The sequence below is a fragment of the Vibrio frigidus genome, assembly GCF_042465995.1.
Taxonomy (GTDB): domain Bacteria; phylum Pseudomonadota; class Gammaproteobacteria; order Enterobacterales; family Vibrionaceae; genus Vibrio.
In genome coordinates, this window is sequence record NZ_JBCDMC010000001.1 from 133,521 (window position 1) to 149,665 (window position 16,145).

The following is a 16,145-nucleotide window of genomic DNA, read 5'->3' on the forward strand; positions in this document are numbered from 1 at the left end:
GCTCCTTAATCCTGTGAAAGTTTCGTGAATCGTAGGTTGAATAATGCCAGACCACCAACCAATAGGAAGATAAGCGTTGCAATCGCACTCGCCAGACCAAAGTCTTGACCGCCACTACCTTCGAATGCAATACGATAGGTATAACTCACCAGTAAATCGGTGTAACCAGCAGGCTCTGAGGTCCCGATCATGTTTGGACCACCACCCGTTAACAGGTAGATCATCACAAAGTTATTAAAGTTAAACGCAAAGCTAGCGATGAGCAATGGCGTCAACGGCTTAAGCATCAAAGGAAGCGTTATCTTAGTGAAGTTCTTCAATGGGCCCGCGCCATCTATTGCCGATGCTTCATAAAGATCATCCGGAATTGCCTTAAGCAACCCCATACAAAGAATCATCATATATGGGAACCCTAACCATGTATTAACAATAACGACCATGACTCTGGCTAAAACAGGATCAGAGAACCAGTTCGGGCTCAATCCAAATAGGGTTTCCAGAACCATATTGATCTCACCAAAACTTTGGTTGAATAAGCCCTTAAAGATAAGAATAGAGATAAACGCAGGGACAGCATAAGGCAAAATAAGCAGCACACGATAAGCAGCACGCCCTTTCAATGACTCCCATTGAACAACACTCGCCAATACAAGGCCAATGACCAGAGTTAAGCCAACACTCAACGCTGAGAACGCTACTGTCCAAATAAAGATGCTTATAAATGGTTCTTTGATTCCATCATCCTTCCAAACACGCTCGAAGTTTGCAGTATCAATATTGACGATAAATCCGGGTGATATTGTGTTACCAATAAACGCACCGTTTTCATCAATGACCTGATAAAAACCGACCTCCATATTGGGTTTCAATGTCTCACCTGACTTGTTGTTGATCATGGATTCACCATCATCTTGCAACGAATACAGCGAGGCGACAGAAGCAAACTTACGCAAGCCACTCATGCGGATATCAGAACCATCAGGCATATGCAGATCTACATTGCCGAGAGAAGCTTTGTTCTGAATAATCGTTTTGATTTTCTCTTTTTCACCCTGAATATCTGACACGATATTCAAGTCAAGGTCCGTTTCCGCAAAGCCTTCTAAGGTGAACATATCAGTGGCGAGGAGTTGCTCGCCTTTCGTGACAACAAGTTGATGACCATTGTCAATTTTATAGAGATTAAATGGATAGCTCTCACCACTCTGGTAAGTTCTATCGAGTAATACAATCTGTGCCCGTTCTAATGACAGCTGGTTTTTGGCACTATAGTTTGTAAACGCTAGACCGACAGTATAAGCAAGTGGGAAAAGAATGAATAAAATCATTCCCGCTATACCCGGATAAATATAACGATGGGCGTATGTCTTTTTACTACCAAAAATATAAAGAGCTAGAGCAGTAAGCACTACTGTAAGCAGAGCAAAAGCGAGTTCACCGCGAGAATACATTAGAATTGTGGCATAGCCATTCACTATACCTACGGATGCCAATAATGCCCATTTGATAAACACTTTTTGGCTTGAAGGTAATGCGGCAGATGCCGTTGCACCTGAACCTTGAATTGACTGCATAAGAAAACCTGCTAGCGATTAAAAATAAAAAATATTAAGGAGAGGTTACCCCCTCCTAAAAATGAATAGGACCTTCAATTGCTTTCGTGATTGTGCAATTTATGGGTCCTATCTGTTTACGGTTACTTTGTCATTTGCTTGTCTGCGTCTGCAAGTGCAGCATCCACTGTTTGGCGACCATCTACGATGTTAATGATTGCATTTTTAGCACTGCTCCAGAACGCGCCCATTTGTGGGATGTTAGGCATGATTTCGCCATTCATTGCGTTATCCATTGTTGCCGCTATACGCTTGTCACTATCCAATTCTTTCTGGAAAGAATTAAGAGCAACTGCACCGAGTGGTTTATCGTTATTGATCATTCGAAGACCATCGTTAGTAAGTAGGTAGTTTTCGATAAACTCTACGGCTAGATCTTGGTTAGGTGACGCCGTGCTGATACCCGCCGTTAACACGCCAACGAATGGTTTAGAAGATTTGCCGTTAAATTTTGGAAGCGTTGCAACGCCATAGTTAATACCTGATTTCTCGATATTACCCCAAGCCCATGGACCATTAATCGTCATGGCTGTGTTGCCTTTATTGAACGCTGCCTCAGATACTGAATAGTCCATATCAGAAGAGATAATACCTTTATCTATAAGACCTTTAACAAAGTTCATTGACGCTTTAACGCCATCAGTAGCAATACCCGCATCTTTTACATCATAACCAGATGACGTATATTTAAACGCATAACCACCATCAGCCGCCATTAATGGCCATGTGAAATATGGTTCTTTTAGATTCCACATAATGGCTGTTTTGCCATCTTTTTGCAGTTTTGCGTTTAGCGCTTCGACTTCTTCCCAACTCTTAGGAGGTGTTGCAACCAAATCTTTGTTATAGATAAGAGAAAGAGACTCTATCGCGACTGGGTAGCCGATCAGCTTACCGTCATATTTAACCGCATCCCACGCAAAATCTACAATTCCATCTGTTACTTCTTTCGATGGCTTAACTTCGGCTAGTAAACCCGCTTCTGCGTAGCCACCAAATCGGTCATGAGCCCAAAACACGATATCTGGACCATCGCCAGTCGCCGCAGTTTGAGGGAATTTGTCTTGAAGTGCATCAGGGTGAGCAACCGTCACTTTAATACCTGTGTCTTCTTCAAATTTCTTACCAACTTCCGCCAGACCATTATAGCCTTTGTCACCATTGATCCAGATAGTTAGTTGACCTTCTTCAATGGCTGCGTTTGCACTTAATGAACCAAGAGCGGCTAATGTGCATACAGCAACAGTGCTTAGGGCTTTTTTCATGTTTAATATCCTTTTTATATGTGAGATGTAGGGCTCTTTTTAAACGATAAGCCATATTTCGAGTTGTATCATCTTAAAATACGAGTAAGTAATCATCATCCTATATTCTACGCCCCGTATGGTATGGGAATTTTTCGTGATCGTCATCTGCATTAGATAGAGAAGCTCATCACACAACGGCTGTAAAATGAGATTCTAGTCACATTTTGCGTGTCCATTTATTTGAAGTGGATCTTGTTTTGTATTTCTACGCCTTCTACGCCTCATCCCCCACTACTCCCCCTAGAAATTAATTCTAATGGAGGATGTGTAAATAGCATTAATACCGGAAACTAAACACCATCAAGAGTAGTGATTAGTTGTTAATAGCAAAGCTCATATTAAGATAACCGTAAGTAGGTTTACTCACTCTCTCTTTTTTTAAAAACATTTAGTCAAAAACTGTTTCCTACTTTTTATTGTCTACCGTAGTATTTGTATACTGTTAGACGATAAGACAAAAAAATAATCGAGGACAAGCTACATGGCGAGCGTCACGTTAAAGAATGTATGTAAAGCTTATGGCGACTTACTGATCTCCAAAAATGTTGATTTAGAAATCAAAGAAGGTGAATTTGTTGTTTTCGTTGGTCCGTCAGGCTGTGGTAAGTCTACGCTATTACGCTGTATCGCTGGTTTAGAAGAGATCACCTCTGGTGACCTCTATATTGGCGAAGAACGTATGAATGACGTTGAGCCATCGAAACGTGGTGTTGGTATGGTTTTCCAATCCTATGCGCTATACCCGCACTTGAATCTTTATGACAACATGTCGTTTGGTCTTAAGCTTGCAAAAGCAAGCAAGGCTGAAATCGATAAACGTGTATCTCATGTTGCTGAAATATTACAGCTTGGTCATCTGCTAGAAAGACAACCTAAAGCACTTTCTGGTGGTCAACGTCAACGTGTCGCAATTGGCCGTACCCTTGTTTCTCAGCCGAATGTATTCCTACTTGATGAGCCCTTGTCCAACCTTGACGCCGCGTTGCGCGTAAACATGCGCAGCGAAATCACCAAGCTGCAACGTCAACTTGGTTGCACCATGATCTACGTAACGCACGACCAAGTCGAAGCAATGACAATGGCTGATAAAATCGTTGTGCTCGATGACGGTTTTGTCTCTCAAGTAGGTAAGCCTCTCGAACTGTATCATTACCCTGAAAATCGTTTTGTTGCTGGCTTTATTGGTTCACCAAAAATGAACTTCATGAGCGTGAACATTGAAGAAGTCGAAGCACAGCGTGTACAGGTTCAACTTTCTAATGGCAATACACTTTGGATCCCAGTCGATGGGAGAACCGTCAATAAAGGCGAACGCATGTCGCTCGGTATTCGCCCAGAGCATTTACAAAATGCTGAAGAAGCCGACGCCGCCATCGAGGGTGATATTCAGATTGTTGAAAAACTAGGTAACGAAACCCAGATCTATTTGCATTTAGACAGTGCAGATGCGGATGTTATTTACCGCGCTCCTGACACGCTTGCGGTAGAGGTTGGGGACAAATTCTCTATTGGTCTAGCCGCTAATCGTTGTCACCTTTTCCATAGTGATGGTAGAGCATGTAGAAGACTGCACAAAGAAAATGGAATAGATTTTGATTAAGATCTAATAACGTTGCTCAAACTGTAACCACTAAAACCTTGCTCATTCTTAGCAAGGTTTTTTATTTTCTACCCCTAACCCATCCTCTAATAAAGTGCTGAGCGCCTTTCGCGACTACGCTCCAAGGTCTCGAAACACGACAAATCTCTTAAATTAACCGCACGTCAAATCGATTCTCATATTGAGAATACGCAATTTTCTCATTTCAAAATCAATATACTTCCAATATTTCAACAGCTTACAATGTGGCACATAAAGTGTATTTACCTATCTACACACAACCACATAGAGAGTCATTGTCATGGAACTTAGAAAAATAGACGCAAGTGAAACACTCCTTACTCTTCAGCTTTCAGGAGACTTGGACGCAAATGGAAGCAAAGAAGCCCTCCCTCATATTGATCAGGTCCTTTCAGAAGATAACCATCCAGAGATCGAGATCGACCTAAAGCATGTTTTGTTCTTAGATTCCTCTGGTGTTGGCGCCATCGTTTACATGTACAAACGATTAGTTGAACGAGAAAGAAATATGCGAATTGAAAATGTGCATGGACAACCACTCGAAATTATTACGCTGCTTCGTATCAATCAAGCGATATCCGTAAACCAAAAGAGAGAGGCCGCATAGATATCATCTCTATGCGAGACTTAAGGAGAAGCCAGCATGAAAAACAACGCCTATAGACACCTGTTCATACTTATTAGCATCAGCTATCTAGTTGCTTGCAGTAGTAGCTACCCAGAAAGCGGTCGTGGTGGCTTGGCAGAAAATGATTTTGAATCTGGCTTCTCCCCTGTTTTACCTGATGAACCACTCGGTCCAGAACACGGGCTAAGATTCGACTGGCAAATTAGTAAGCTTCATCTCGATATGTTAGTACAGGAAGGCGCTAAATGGTGTTTTCCTGCTGCGGTTGTACAGAATCAAGAAAGGCAAAATAGAATCGCCAGAGAGCTTGAAGGTAACCTGTTACTCGATGCAGCAAACGACCTTATTATTCAGAGAAAAAGCCTTAACAAATTGGAACAACGGCTGACTTATGTCACCAATCAGGCCGATTGTACACCGCCAATAAGTCAGCAAGACCAACAGCAAGAACTGGGTATCATTAACGAGTTATTCGCGATGCTCAACGTTGACAATCAATTTGCCCAGAACTCAAGTGAGATCAATCCAAAATACATGGGAAACCTAGCGCAGGCAGCCAACATATTGAAAGAGAATAAGCATCTACAGCTCGCCATAACAGGCCATGCTGATGCGTCAGGTAGTGTCGAGTATAACGAAAAACTGGCATTAGATAGAGCAAATCAAGTGAAACGATACCTAACCATTTTTGGCTTGAGTCCGACTCGAATTAAATCCAATTCTCTCGGTTCAAGCGCACCGCTTTTCCAAGGTGATACCGCTGCCGTTCAATTAACCAACAGAAGAGTTAGCGTTGAGATTATCTCAAGCAATAGCTCGACCGTGGCCTTAAACACAAGGGGCTCATTATGAAACCCACCAATCTATTTTTAGTCACGTTAACCTGTCTATTTGTCTTACTTTTCACCTCGGCCTCTCAAGCAGACTCAAATGAGACGGTTAACATCGGTGATAACATACAAGTTAACCTTCCCGGGGAAAGCAGTTTAAATAAAGGTTTCCAAGTCGACCAAAAAGGACAAATAACCCTTCCAGAAATTGGTGCTGTGTTTGTGGCTGGATACGATGAAGTTCAGCTCAAAAACATCGTGCTAGAGCGCCTTTCTGTCGCCTTTAGAGACCTGCGTAACGCCGAGGTATATGTCGCTAAGAAACAGTTAATCGTCATGGTACAGGGGTATGTGAAATCACCCGGTCAATTTACTATCCCTAGCAATGCAGGCATTCAGGCAGCGATCACTTCCGCTGGTGGGCTTCGCTCGGGTGCACAGTTAGATAAAATACTGTTAAAAAGAGGCTCGGAAAACAGCGTCTTCAATTACAAAAAATTTCTTGATACCGGCGACAATAGTGTTCTGCCTAAACTTCGTTCACTCGATACAATTTTCGTCCCCGCATCCCCGCTTGTTGGCAATATAGAGCAAGAATTCAACCCACTTTCTCAGGCCAATTCAGGGGACAGTTCAGACCCTAAATCAGCCATTAAGGTTTTCGGGGAGGTAAATTCACCGGGGTCTTTCTCTTATAGTGCCCAGGCAAACTTAGTCGACATATTAATGCGTTCAGGCGGTGTGACTCGCTACGCTAGCGTTGAACAGATTCGTGTAATTACCGATAACAACCCTATCCTTTTTAATCTCAAACGCTACCTAGATTCAGGCGATAGTAAACTCCTCCCTACCTTGTTACCTGGATCAACCATTTTTGTTCCTAAGCAAGAAGAGGAAATTAAATCGGGTGCTAACACCGTTTACGTTATGGGTGAAGTTGCCGCACCCGGTGCATTTGAAGGAAAACCGGGTGCAAGCTTTATGGACATTCTTGCCAATGCTGGTGGACCGACAAGGTTTGCAGAATCAAGACAAATCCGCGTAATTAAGAGTGGTGGTCAAGTCATCAAATTTGACTTAACCGCCTACACAGAAGGTCTAGGAACCAACCGACCACCATCAATTATGCCCGGCGACGCTATTTTTGTACCTGAAAAAACCGACATGAATGAAAAATCGTGGCTGAAAGTGTCACCTAACCGAGCCGTTAACGTGATAGGGGAAGTGGTTAGGCCCGGTAGGATTGAGTGGTCAGATGAAATGGACTTTATGGATCTGCTCGCTCATGTTGGTGGGCCAACACGTAGAGCCGACACGACAAAAATTGAAGTCGTATCAACCAACAGAGCAACCGGAGAAAAAGAACTACAAACCTTCAATTTAGATGATTTCATCAAGAAAGGCGCGAGACGATCAGATCAGCCCGTCATCTCAGCAGGCTCTATTGTTCGCGTACACGACCTACCGCAAGATCCATCAGACAATAAATCCCAGTGGGTGAGACAAAGTTCTGATGCTTCTATCTATATATTTGGACAAATCAACGCACCGGGTCGTTATCGATTCACTAACGAAATGCATTTTTTGGATATATTGTCTGCTGCTGATGGCCCAACAAAAGACGCCGATATTCATAATATTCGAGTCACGCACAGGGACAAGAGCTATTCTAAAGTGAGCAAATTGAACCTAGCCTTGTATTTTGAAACAGGCGACGAGTCCCTACTACCAGAGGTAAAACCGGGCGACACTATTTACATGCCAGAGAAAAACCGTAATTGGTTAGACCGTTCCAAAGAGAGCACAGTAAGAGTGCTAGGCGCGGTAAATGACCCCGGAAGATACGTTTTCAACGACTCTATGACGATTCTCGATATCCTTGCGGAAGCTGGGGGGCCCAGCGAGGAGGCATACTTGGAAAAAATCAGCGTCGTCAATATTTCCACCAGCCAAAGCCAAGCAAGAACCTTTGACCTCATTGAGTTTAGCAAATCAGCCAGTTTTCGAAATCTGCCTGTCATTCGAGCTGGGGACACCATTTATATTCCCGATAGAAGAGAAAGCTTAACGGAGAAAATACGCCTTGGCCTTAAAGACGTTCTTCAAATCGCGACCACCATTGTTTTAATAAGAGCGATCTAATGACCATTCCCGCAATGCACGCCGAAATAGAACAGATTTTTATCGAAGCTGAATTGGCTGACTGTCGTTCACTATGCATTACTTCATGCCAATCAGGTGAGGGCGTAACGTCATTAGCCATCGCCTTAACTGAGCGGTATCTGCTAGCAGGTTATCGCACATTGATCGTTGATCTAAATATCCACAGACCCAGTTTTAGTGTACTGGATATCCCCTCATTAGAACCCAATGCATTTTTGTTAGAGCACGTCAGCTCAACACAGTGTTTTACAGGCATTTCTTCTCCGCTCAATTCTCCTGCTCAACTGGCGTATAAACGGCCGGGGTATCTAAAAAAGAACATAGAAGAGTGGAGCACAGAATTCGATCGTATCGTGATAGACACGTCCCCATTACTTAATATCAATAAGAGCAATATACCCGCACAGATTGTTGCCAATGCGTGTGACCAAACCATTTTAACGGTACTGGCAGGAGTGACAAACAAACATGACATCAAACAAGCAATGAAGCTACTTAATTCATCTCAGATACAACTACTAGGCACCGTTTTAAATACCAAAGAACAGCCTAGCTTATTATTCGAACTCAGCAGAGAGGTAAACAGGCTGGCCTTTCTTCCTCATAAATGGCGATCAGCCATTCTAAATACACTAAAAAAGAATCAATTTCTCTCCATCACGGTATAGTAAATAGTGGATTATTACCTAAACTAGTACTACAACCATTTGAAAAGATAAAGATTATTGATAGGGACAAATAATGATAATAATTAGAACCATCCTAATATCCTTGATAATGCTCATTTCTACGCCTATTTGGGCACACCATTATACGTTTGCTATTGTGCCCCAGCAGTCTGCAAGCCGACTTGCAAAACAGTGGGCGCCCATATTAAAGGCACTTTCAGAAGAGACAGGGCATGAATTTGTATTCAAGACGACGAGTGATATTCCTACGTTCGAAAAAAACCTCGCTAAGGGAGAGTATAACTTTGCTTACATGAACCCTTATCATTTTGTTGTATTTAACCAGTCACCGGGATACCAAGCTGTAGCGAAAGCCAAGGACAAAAAGATAAAGGGCATCATTGTCGTAAAGAAAGACAGCAACATAACGCAGATAGAGCAACTCAATAACTCCGAAATGGCGTTCCCTGCACCGGCTTCATTTGCGGCCAGTATACTTCCTCAAGCGTACCTAAACGCCGCCAACGTTAACTACACGCCTAAGTATGTTTCATCCCATGATTCAGTCTATTTAGCGATAGCGAGAGGATTCTTTCCTGCAGGTGGAGGGGTAATGAGAACATTCAATGCGATACCCCCAGAAATCAGAGAACAACTTAACCCTATCTGGACAACCAAAGGTTACACACCGCATGCCATTGCCGCACACCCTTCTATAGACTCAACATTATTGGAGCAAGTTCAACTCTTTTTTTCTAATCTTGCTAATACTCCAGAGGGCAAAAAAGTACTAGAACCATTGAAAATAAACGCATTTATGCCCGCGAAAAATAGTGACTGGGACGACGTACGAGCTCTGGACATTGACCTCATTCAAACGAAATAGTAGGACAATAAGATGAACCTTCGCAACAAGACTATCATTGGTATTGCAGCAATTGAGACTTTTCTCTTAGTCATTCTTGTCTTCAGTGCCATGTCTTTTTTAGGCGATTCTAATGAGAAGCAACTGATACAAAGGACCCATGCGACCACGACCATGTTTGCGCACGCCATCAAAGATGCGGTATTGACCACCAATCTCGCGACGTTAGATGATCTCGTAAATGACATTATGGTGCTCGAAGATGTGGTCTATGTTCAAGTAAAAAGCTACGGGCAAACACTCTCATCTGGTGGCAATATTGAATTGCTTGAAAATGGTGTACAAATTGATGAAGATTTACGATCCGTCGACGATGGTGTATTTGACACCAAAATCGACATTGAAAGCGATGGTACCGTATATGGTTCTATTGAAATAGGCTTTGCAACCACGGCTATTAGCAAGATGTTGGATGATGCTCGCAAGGCCATAATAGGCATCGCCTCATTAGAGGTTCTGCTAGTGGCACTGTTTTCCTTTGTACTTGGTACCTACCTGACCAGAAGCTTAGTCAAACTAAGAAAAGCAGCACACACGGTAAGCAAGAAGGGGCCTGGTTATCAGCTGAATCTACAACAGAAAGACGAACTAGGTGAGGTTGCAAACGCCTTCGATATCATGTCTAAAAACCTTGAAGATAGCTACACAGACCTTCAGGCCGCCCGAAAACAAGCAGAAAAGGCAAATGAAAGCAAAAGCCTTTTCCTCGCTTCTATGTCACATGAAATCAGGACACCAATGAATGGCGTTATTGGGTTGCTTAATTCTCTCAAGCAGACCCCGTTAAATGACGAACAACAAAAATTGGTTAATGTCGCCACCGACTCCGGATTGTTTCTCCTATCCTTAATCAACAATATTCTCGACTTCTCTAGGATGGAATCGAATAACATGACCATCGATAGGAGGATATTCAACCCCTCTGACGCGACTCAGTCGGTCATTGACAATGTCAAAACACTAGCGCTTGATAAAGGCCTAGATTTGAACTTAAAATCCAATCATCTCCCTGAATACCTTGTCGGCGATGAATATAGATATAAGCAGGTGTTACTTAATCTTATCGGCAACGCACTAAAATTCACCGAATTGGGCAGCATTGATATTGAACTATTCACCACAAAAACATCTGAAAACCACGCAAAAATTACCTGCAAAATAAGAGATACCGGTATCGGCATTTCTGAAAAATCGCTGCCTTACCTATTTGACGAATTTACCATGGCAGATCAAACCTTCTCTCGTGACTATGAAGGGTCTGGATTAGGTCTTGCCATCTGCAAAAAATTGGTCAATCTAATGGACGGTGAGATCATCGTAGAAAGTACTCAGGGCGTAGGTAGCTGCTTTACGGTTCATCTTCCCATGGAGATTGCAACGCGTGACGACTTCCAACAATCCAAAGCATTGCCAAACAACCTACATCCAAAGTGCTTAGATAGCTGCATTTTGGTCGCAGAAGACAATAAAGCCAATCAACTCGTCATCTTGAGTCTTTTTAAGCACATTGGACTCGACATTGATATTGCCAACAATGGTATTGAAGCCGTTCATATGGCTAAGAGTAACGTATACGACATCATTTTCATGGATATCTCAATGCCCGAAATGGATGGACTAGAAGCATGTAAAAGGATCCGAAATATTGACCATAAAACCATGGCCACATTGCCGATTATCGCTTTTACAGCGCATGCATTATCAGGCGATAAGGAAAAATTTATTCGCGCAGGCATGACGGATTACTTATCAAAACCAGTCAATCTTTCAAGTTTAATCAATACACTAAACCGATACGTCGCACAGGAAAGTGACATAGAGATTCAAAGTAAATCGGCAATAATTAAGGTGATACCAACAACGACAAATAACACCGCACATTCAAAACCAATTATTAATGAATCAACGTTACGGCAGATGGTTAAAGATACCAGTGCCGAAGTAATGCCAATGTTGATTGACCACTATATAGACGAAGCGCAAATAAATGTACGCAAAATGCTTATCGCGTTAGAAGAGTCCGATTATGCTGCCCTAAAGTTTGAGGCACACACGTTAACGAGCTCTTCGCTCGCATTGGGCAATACAAGCCTAGCCGAATTAGCTAAAAAAATAGAATCCCTCTGTATCGATAATGAACTCACAAAGGTAAAAGCGATCACAGAAAACTTAGACTCGATTGCACAAGACTCATTAGATGCATTGCAAAGAAGAAAAGAACAAGGATTTTAATGAGATAAAACAGATTTAACGTCTTTATAGTCTATTCTATAGGAATGATGTCCCATATGAAAAACACAAGGGTATAGGTATGCGACCAAAAGTATTACTTGTCGAAGACTCAACCTCGCTCGCTATTTTATACAAACAGTACGTCAAAGATGAACCTTATGACCTGCTACATGTAGAAACTGGGAAGGAGGCAAAAGCATTTATAAGGAACTATGCCCCTCAGTTGGTCATTCTTGATTTACAGCTCCCTGATATTAGCGGTCAAGAAATACTAGACTGGATTCAAGAAAACGAAATCCCCTCTTCCGTTATCATTGCTACGGCTCATGGTTCCGTGGATGTCGCTATAAGCTTAATTCAACGAGGGGCCAAGGATTTTCTAGAAAAACCGATTCAAGCAGAGCGGCTCAAAACCTCTATTCGCATCCATTTAGAGAACGCCAAACTAGAGCATCTCGTCGAGGATTTAGAGAACAGCCTAGACCGTTCTAAGTTTCATGGATTTATTGGCTCAAGCGTGCAGATGCAAGGGGTGTATAAAATCATTGATTCTGTTGCCCCAACCAATGCCAGCGTATTCATCAATGGAGAGAGCGGTACAGGAAAAGAAGTGTGTGCGGAAGCCATTCATCACCAGAGTGATAGAAAGAATAAGCCATTTGTAGCGATAAACTGCGGCGCGATCCCTAGAGATCTAATGGAAAGCGAGATATTTGGTCATATCAAAGGCGCGTTTACTGGTGCGACAGCAGACAGAAAAGGCGCAGCAGTGCAGGCTCACGGAGGCACACTTTTTCTCGATGAGCTTTGTGAGATGGAACTGGAAATGCAGAAAAAACTGCTACGGTTTCTTCAAACGGGTACGTTCACTCCTCTTGGGGAAAGCAGAGAAAGAAAAGTGGACGTTAGAATCATCTGCGCCACGAATCGAGATCCACTACAAGAGGTCGAAGAGGGAAGGTTTCGAGAAGATCTCTATTACCGTGTCCATGTAATCCCGATAGAGATGCCACCTCTTCGGGAACGCGGTAAAGATATCATTACGCTAGCGAATCATTTTCTTAAGATCTATGCCAAACAAGATGGTAAGAAGTTCACAGGACTAGACAAACCAGTTCAACAACTTATGAAGCGTTACCGTTGGCCCGGAAATGTTCGTCAACTTCAGAATATCATCAGAAACATTGTCGTTCTTAATGATGACAAACTCGTCGCAATGGAACATCTCCCGTCCCAAATAAGTCATGTTGATATAAGCAGTAATGGCGAGAGTAGAAAACCACGACAACCAGAGATTGTCGAACAGTTAGAAAAACGACAAAACGAGGAATCTAACGTCATTGAGCTACCTCCATCAGGTGAACCGTTCGAATCAAGCAAACAAACGTCAACGATAATTCGGCCTATGTGGCAAGTTGAAAGAGAAACGATACAAAAAGCTATCGATTTTTGTGATGGAAATGTTCTGACTGCCGCGGTACTACTGGAGTTAAGCCCATCGACGGTTTACCGTAAAAAATTAGCTTGGGAAACAGAGGATGAATATAGCGAAATCTAACACTAACACCTTGTTAAACGATGATATTTGGTTAGCAGTGGACAGCCAAGTATTGGGTGGCATTGAGACCCATATTTTAGAGTTGGCCTCCGGTCTTATACAATTCAAGCAAAAAATTAGAGTGGTACTTTTAACTGAATATTCAGGCTCACAACCGATTTTAAGTAAACTAAAGCTGGCAAAAATTCCGTACAATTTTTTGTCTGAATTGTCTAACTGTAAAGGTGATACAAATGTGTTGACGCAGCTGCGTTGCGCCCTCAAATTACACCGGCCTGCGCTTATCCACGCTCATGGGTACAAAGCCAGTGTTGTTAGTCGATTTGCGTGTTTACACTGTAAATGGACAGCGCCGCCGAAAAGTACCGTACAAATTTCAACCTATCATGCTGGTGAGACCCCAGTAGGAAAAGTGAAACTCTACGACATGATTGACCGTTTTTCCGCTTTTCTCTCTGCTCTGAACTTCGCCGTCAGCAAAGATATTGCCAACAAAATACCTTCTAAAACGCATGTCCTAAATAACTTTGTCGCGCTTCAATCCTATCCCATACACTTTGGCAAAAATATCGCCTTTGTAGGACGAATGAGCCATGAAAAAGCACCGGAGCGCTACATTGAACTCGCCAATAGCTTTCCGCAGCATGATTTTCATCTCTACGGTTCAGGGCCAATGACGTCGCAACTTAAAAAAATGGCAGGGGGAAATATTCGGCTTCACGGCCATATTGATGATATGAATACCGTTTGGAGTGATATAGGTGTACTTATTATCACATCAAAATTTGAAGGGCTTCCGATGGCAGCATTAGAAGCAATGAGCAGAGGTATTCCCGTTATTTCAACCAACGTTGGCGCATTGAAGTCACTTATCATTAGCAATGAAAATGGATGGATTGGTAACGATATGACAGAACTGAGCCACTGCCTAAACAATTGGTTACTCGCCTCAGAACCCACGCAAAATACCATGCGAACAAAAGCCCGCCAGACAATTGAAAGTCGTTTCTCTCTGCAAGCCGTTATCCCACAGTATTTGGAACAATATCAAACCGTTTTAGATCGATAATCGATGTTCTATTGAACCTAGCTAACCTGACTTCAGTAGGCTGTAACTGCTGGAAAAATAAAATTTGATTGTTTCTAAACTCATTTTTGGACATAAATGGCTTAGAGTTGTCGTGCTACCGATGGCAAGACACATTAGATTTTATGGCTCTTCTCCGCTTTGTTGAGTCTGAAACATAAGGCCATTCATACCTACCATACTGATTATTAATGATTTTATAATCAGCATGGTAGGTTTATATTTTGACCCAGTTAATTTCCAATCTTTTGCGTATTGATGGGCAAACAATCCAATCACTCAAACTTGATCCCGATACCCAATCTATTGATGTCTTTTGTCGTAGAGATCGGCGTTTTTCGGTCAGAGAGCCACAAACTCACAGCCCATGCACGGTTAATACTTACATCACCCAAGTTATCCATGATTTACCTATTAGTGGCCTTCGTTGTCGGGTTCATATGGAGTTGGCTCAGGTTCGTACTGCTGACGGGGTTAGACGTATCGAGGAGAGCGAATTCGTCGAAAAAGGTGTTCGTTATTCAAAGCGATTTTGCCAACAAATAAGTGGATTGTGTCGACATATGCCAATTAGTGTTATTGCCAAACACTTTGGCTTGCGCTGGGAAACCGTAAAAAATATCGACAAGGCCGCACTTCATCGGATCCTTCCTCCAAGTGAGCCATCTCTTCTGAAGAACTTAACTCATATCGGTGTTGATAAAGTCGCCAGTGCAAAAGGCCACGATTACATGACCGTGGTATATGACATGAATACAGGACGCTTGATATGGGTAGAGCACGGAAGAACAAGTGCGACTCTTGGGGTGTTTTTAACGGCATTATCAGACTCAACAGCTAAACAAATTAAAGCCGTAGCAATGGATATGGGGGACGCCTATATCAAAGCGGTTCGTGAGCATTTGCCAAATGCTGATATCGTTTTTGACCGCTTTCACGTAATGCAGTTGTACAGCAAGCTCATCAGACAAGAGCGCTCTTTTGAGTGTAAAAAAGCCGATAGCAGGAACGACAAAGCTTTCATAAAAGGTTCCCTGTTTTTGCTACTAAAAAATGCTGACAAGCTTTATTCCCCGCAATCGGACAAGCTCGATGACTTGCTCGAAGCAAATAAACATCTTTGCTTTATATATATGATGAAAGAGCAGCTACAAAAAATGTGGAACAGTGCCAACTATCAGGAAATGTACAATAAGTTGGAGTACTGGTGCCAGTTGGCAAAGCGATCTGGAATACTCAGTCTTTGGCGATTTTCTGAAACCCTCCAGCGGCATAAGCAAGGGATCTGTAACTACGCCACCTATCGATTGACGAGCGCAGCTATAGAAGCAGGTAATGTATCAATTGGAATGTTGAGAAAGCGAGCTAGGGGTATCAGGGATACTGAATACTTCAAATTGAAAATCAAACAAATATCAATGCCTGAGATGACCTCTATCTTTTACCCTGCTGTCAAGCTCATGTAAGCGGAGAAGAACCGATTTTATAGGGTAAACGAAGGCGTTTAACTGAC

General features: G+C 42.5%; 11 protein-coding genes and 2 pseudogenes. 11 read left to right on the forward strand and 2 right to left on the reverse strand.

Going from position 1 to position 16,145, the window contains the following annotated elements; translation table 11 throughout:
- Positions 1-5: 5 nt before the first annotated feature.
- Together malF and malE are read right to left on the reverse strand one after the other, a co-directional pair.
- Positions 6-1,574, reverse strand: coding sequence for a maltose ABC transporter permease MalF (gene malF / locus AACW90_RS00600; RefSeq protein ID WP_390229396.1), 1,569 nt, complete (start codon positions 1,572-1,574; stop codon positions 6-8).
- Between the two features lie 122 nt (positions 1,575-1,696).
- Complete coding sequence (gene malE / locus AACW90_RS00605; RefSeq protein WP_390229398.1) at positions 1,697-2,878, reverse strand: maltose/maltodextrin ABC transporter substrate-binding protein MalE; 1,182 nt, start codon at positions 2,876-2,878, stop codon at positions 1,697-1,699.
- Between the two features lie 523 nt (positions 2,879-3,401).
- Here malE and malK point away from each other — a divergent pair.
- The 11 genes and pseudogenes from malK (at position 3,402) to AACW90_RS00660 (ending at position 16,098) form a co-directional block, all read left to right on the forward strand.
- Positions 3,402-4,520 carry a maltose/maltodextrin ABC transporter ATP-binding protein MalK gene (malK, locus tag AACW90_RS00610; protein ID WP_390229400.1) on the forward strand — a complete coding sequence of 373 codons (1,119 nt, stop codon included), beginning with the start codon at positions 3,402-3,404 and terminating at the stop codon, positions 4,518-4,520.
- A gap of 301 nt (positions 4,521-4,821) precedes the next feature.
- A complete protein-coding gene (locus AACW90_RS00615) occupies positions 4,822-5,148 on the forward strand; it encodes an STAS domain-containing protein (RefSeq protein WP_195705727.1) in 327 nt (108 codons plus the stop codon).
- 36 nt (positions 5,149-5,184) lie between these two features.
- Entirely contained in the window at positions 5,185-6,021 is an 837-nt protein-coding gene (locus AACW90_RS00620) for an OmpA family protein (protein ID WP_390229402.1), read from the forward strand.
- Positions 6,018-8,141: an SLBB domain-containing protein gene (locus tag AACW90_RS00625; RefSeq protein WP_390229404.1), complete on the forward strand. Its 2,124-nt coding sequence runs from the start codon at positions 6,018-6,020 to the stop codon at positions 8,139-8,141. Before AACW90_RS00620 ends, AACW90_RS00625 begins: the two co-directional genes overlap by 4 nt.
- Positions 8,141-8,830: a CpsD/CapB family tyrosine-protein kinase gene (locus AACW90_RS00630; RefSeq protein ID WP_390229406.1), complete on the forward strand. Its 690-nt coding sequence runs from the start codon at positions 8,141-8,143 to the stop codon at positions 8,828-8,830. The genes AACW90_RS00625 and AACW90_RS00630 overlap by 1 nt, the downstream gene beginning before the upstream one ends.
- 73 nt (positions 8,831-8,903) lie before the next feature.
- Positions 8,904-9,716: a PhnD/SsuA/transferrin family substrate-binding protein gene (locus AACW90_RS00635; protein ID WP_390229408.1), complete on the forward strand. Its 813-nt coding sequence runs from the start codon at positions 8,904-8,906 to the stop codon at positions 9,714-9,716.
- A 12-nt stretch (positions 9,717-9,728) separates the two neighbouring features.
- Positions 9,729-11,987 (forward strand): ATP-binding protein, encoded by a 2,259-nt coding sequence (locus AACW90_RS00640; RefSeq protein ID WP_390229410.1) that lies wholly within the window; start codon positions 9,729-9,731, stop codon positions 11,985-11,987.
- Positions 11,988-12,066: 79 nt separating this feature from the next.
- Positions 12,067-13,192, forward strand: a pseudogene (locus AACW90_RS00645) (sigma-54-dependent transcriptional regulator); the annotation flags it as partial.
- Between the two features lie 179 nt (positions 13,193-13,371).
- Positions 13,372-13,545 (forward strand): annotated as a pseudogene (locus tag AACW90_RS00650) (helix-turn-helix domain-containing protein); the annotation flags it as partial.
- A complete protein-coding gene (locus AACW90_RS00655; protein ID WP_390229412.1) occupies positions 13,526-14,614 on the forward strand; it encodes a glycosyltransferase family 4 protein in 1,089 nt (362 codons plus the stop codon). The pseudogene AACW90_RS00650 and the gene AACW90_RS00655, both read left to right, overlap by 20 nt.
- A 242-nt stretch (positions 14,615-14,856) precedes the next feature.
- The gene (locus tag AACW90_RS00660; protein ID WP_502226688.1) at positions 14,857-16,098 is read left to right on the forward strand and encodes an ISL3 family transposase; all 1,242 of its coding nucleotides are present in this window, start codon (positions 14,857-14,859) and stop codon (positions 16,096-16,098) included.
- The last annotated feature ends 47 nt before the right edge of the window (positions 16,099-16,145 follow it).

Excerpts from the sequence above, each read along its gene's own strand:
- AACW90_RS00640 (WP_390229410.1), top strand. The coding sequence starts at position 9,729 with ATGAACCTTCGCAACAAGACTATCATTGGTATTGCAGCAATTGAGACT.
- AACW90_RS00630 (WP_390229406.1), top strand. The coding sequence starts at position 8,141 with ATGACCATTCCCGCAATGCACGCCGAAATAGAACAGATTTTTATCGAA.
- AACW90_RS00655 (WP_390229412.1), top strand. The coding sequence starts at position 13,526 with ATGAATATAGCGAAATCTAACACTAACACCTTGTTAAACGATGATATT.
- AACW90_RS00625 (WP_390229404.1), top strand. The coding sequence starts at position 6,018 with ATGAAACCCACCAATCTATTTTTAGTCACGTTAACCTGTCTATTTGTC.
- malE (WP_390229398.1), bottom strand. The coding sequence starts at position 2,878 with ATGAAAAAAGCCCTAAGCACTGTTGCTGTATGCACATTAGCCGCTCTT.
- malK (WP_390229400.1), top strand. The coding sequence starts at position 3,402 with ATGGCGAGCGTCACGTTAAAGAATGTATGTAAAGCTTATGGCGACTTA.
- AACW90_RS00615 (WP_195705727.1), top strand. The coding sequence starts at position 4,822 with ATGGAACTTAGAAAAATAGACGCAAGTGAAACACTCCTTACTCTTCAG.
- malF (WP_390229396.1), bottom strand. The coding sequence starts at position 1,574 with ATGCAGTCAATTCAAGGTTCAGGTGCAACGGCATCTGCCGCATTACCT.
- AACW90_RS00620 (WP_390229402.1), top strand. The coding sequence starts at position 5,185 with ATGAAAAACAACGCCTATAGACACCTGTTCATACTTATTAGCATCAGC.
- AACW90_RS00635 (WP_390229408.1), top strand. The coding sequence starts at position 8,904 with ATGATAATAATTAGAACCATCCTAATATCCTTGATAATGCTCATTTCT.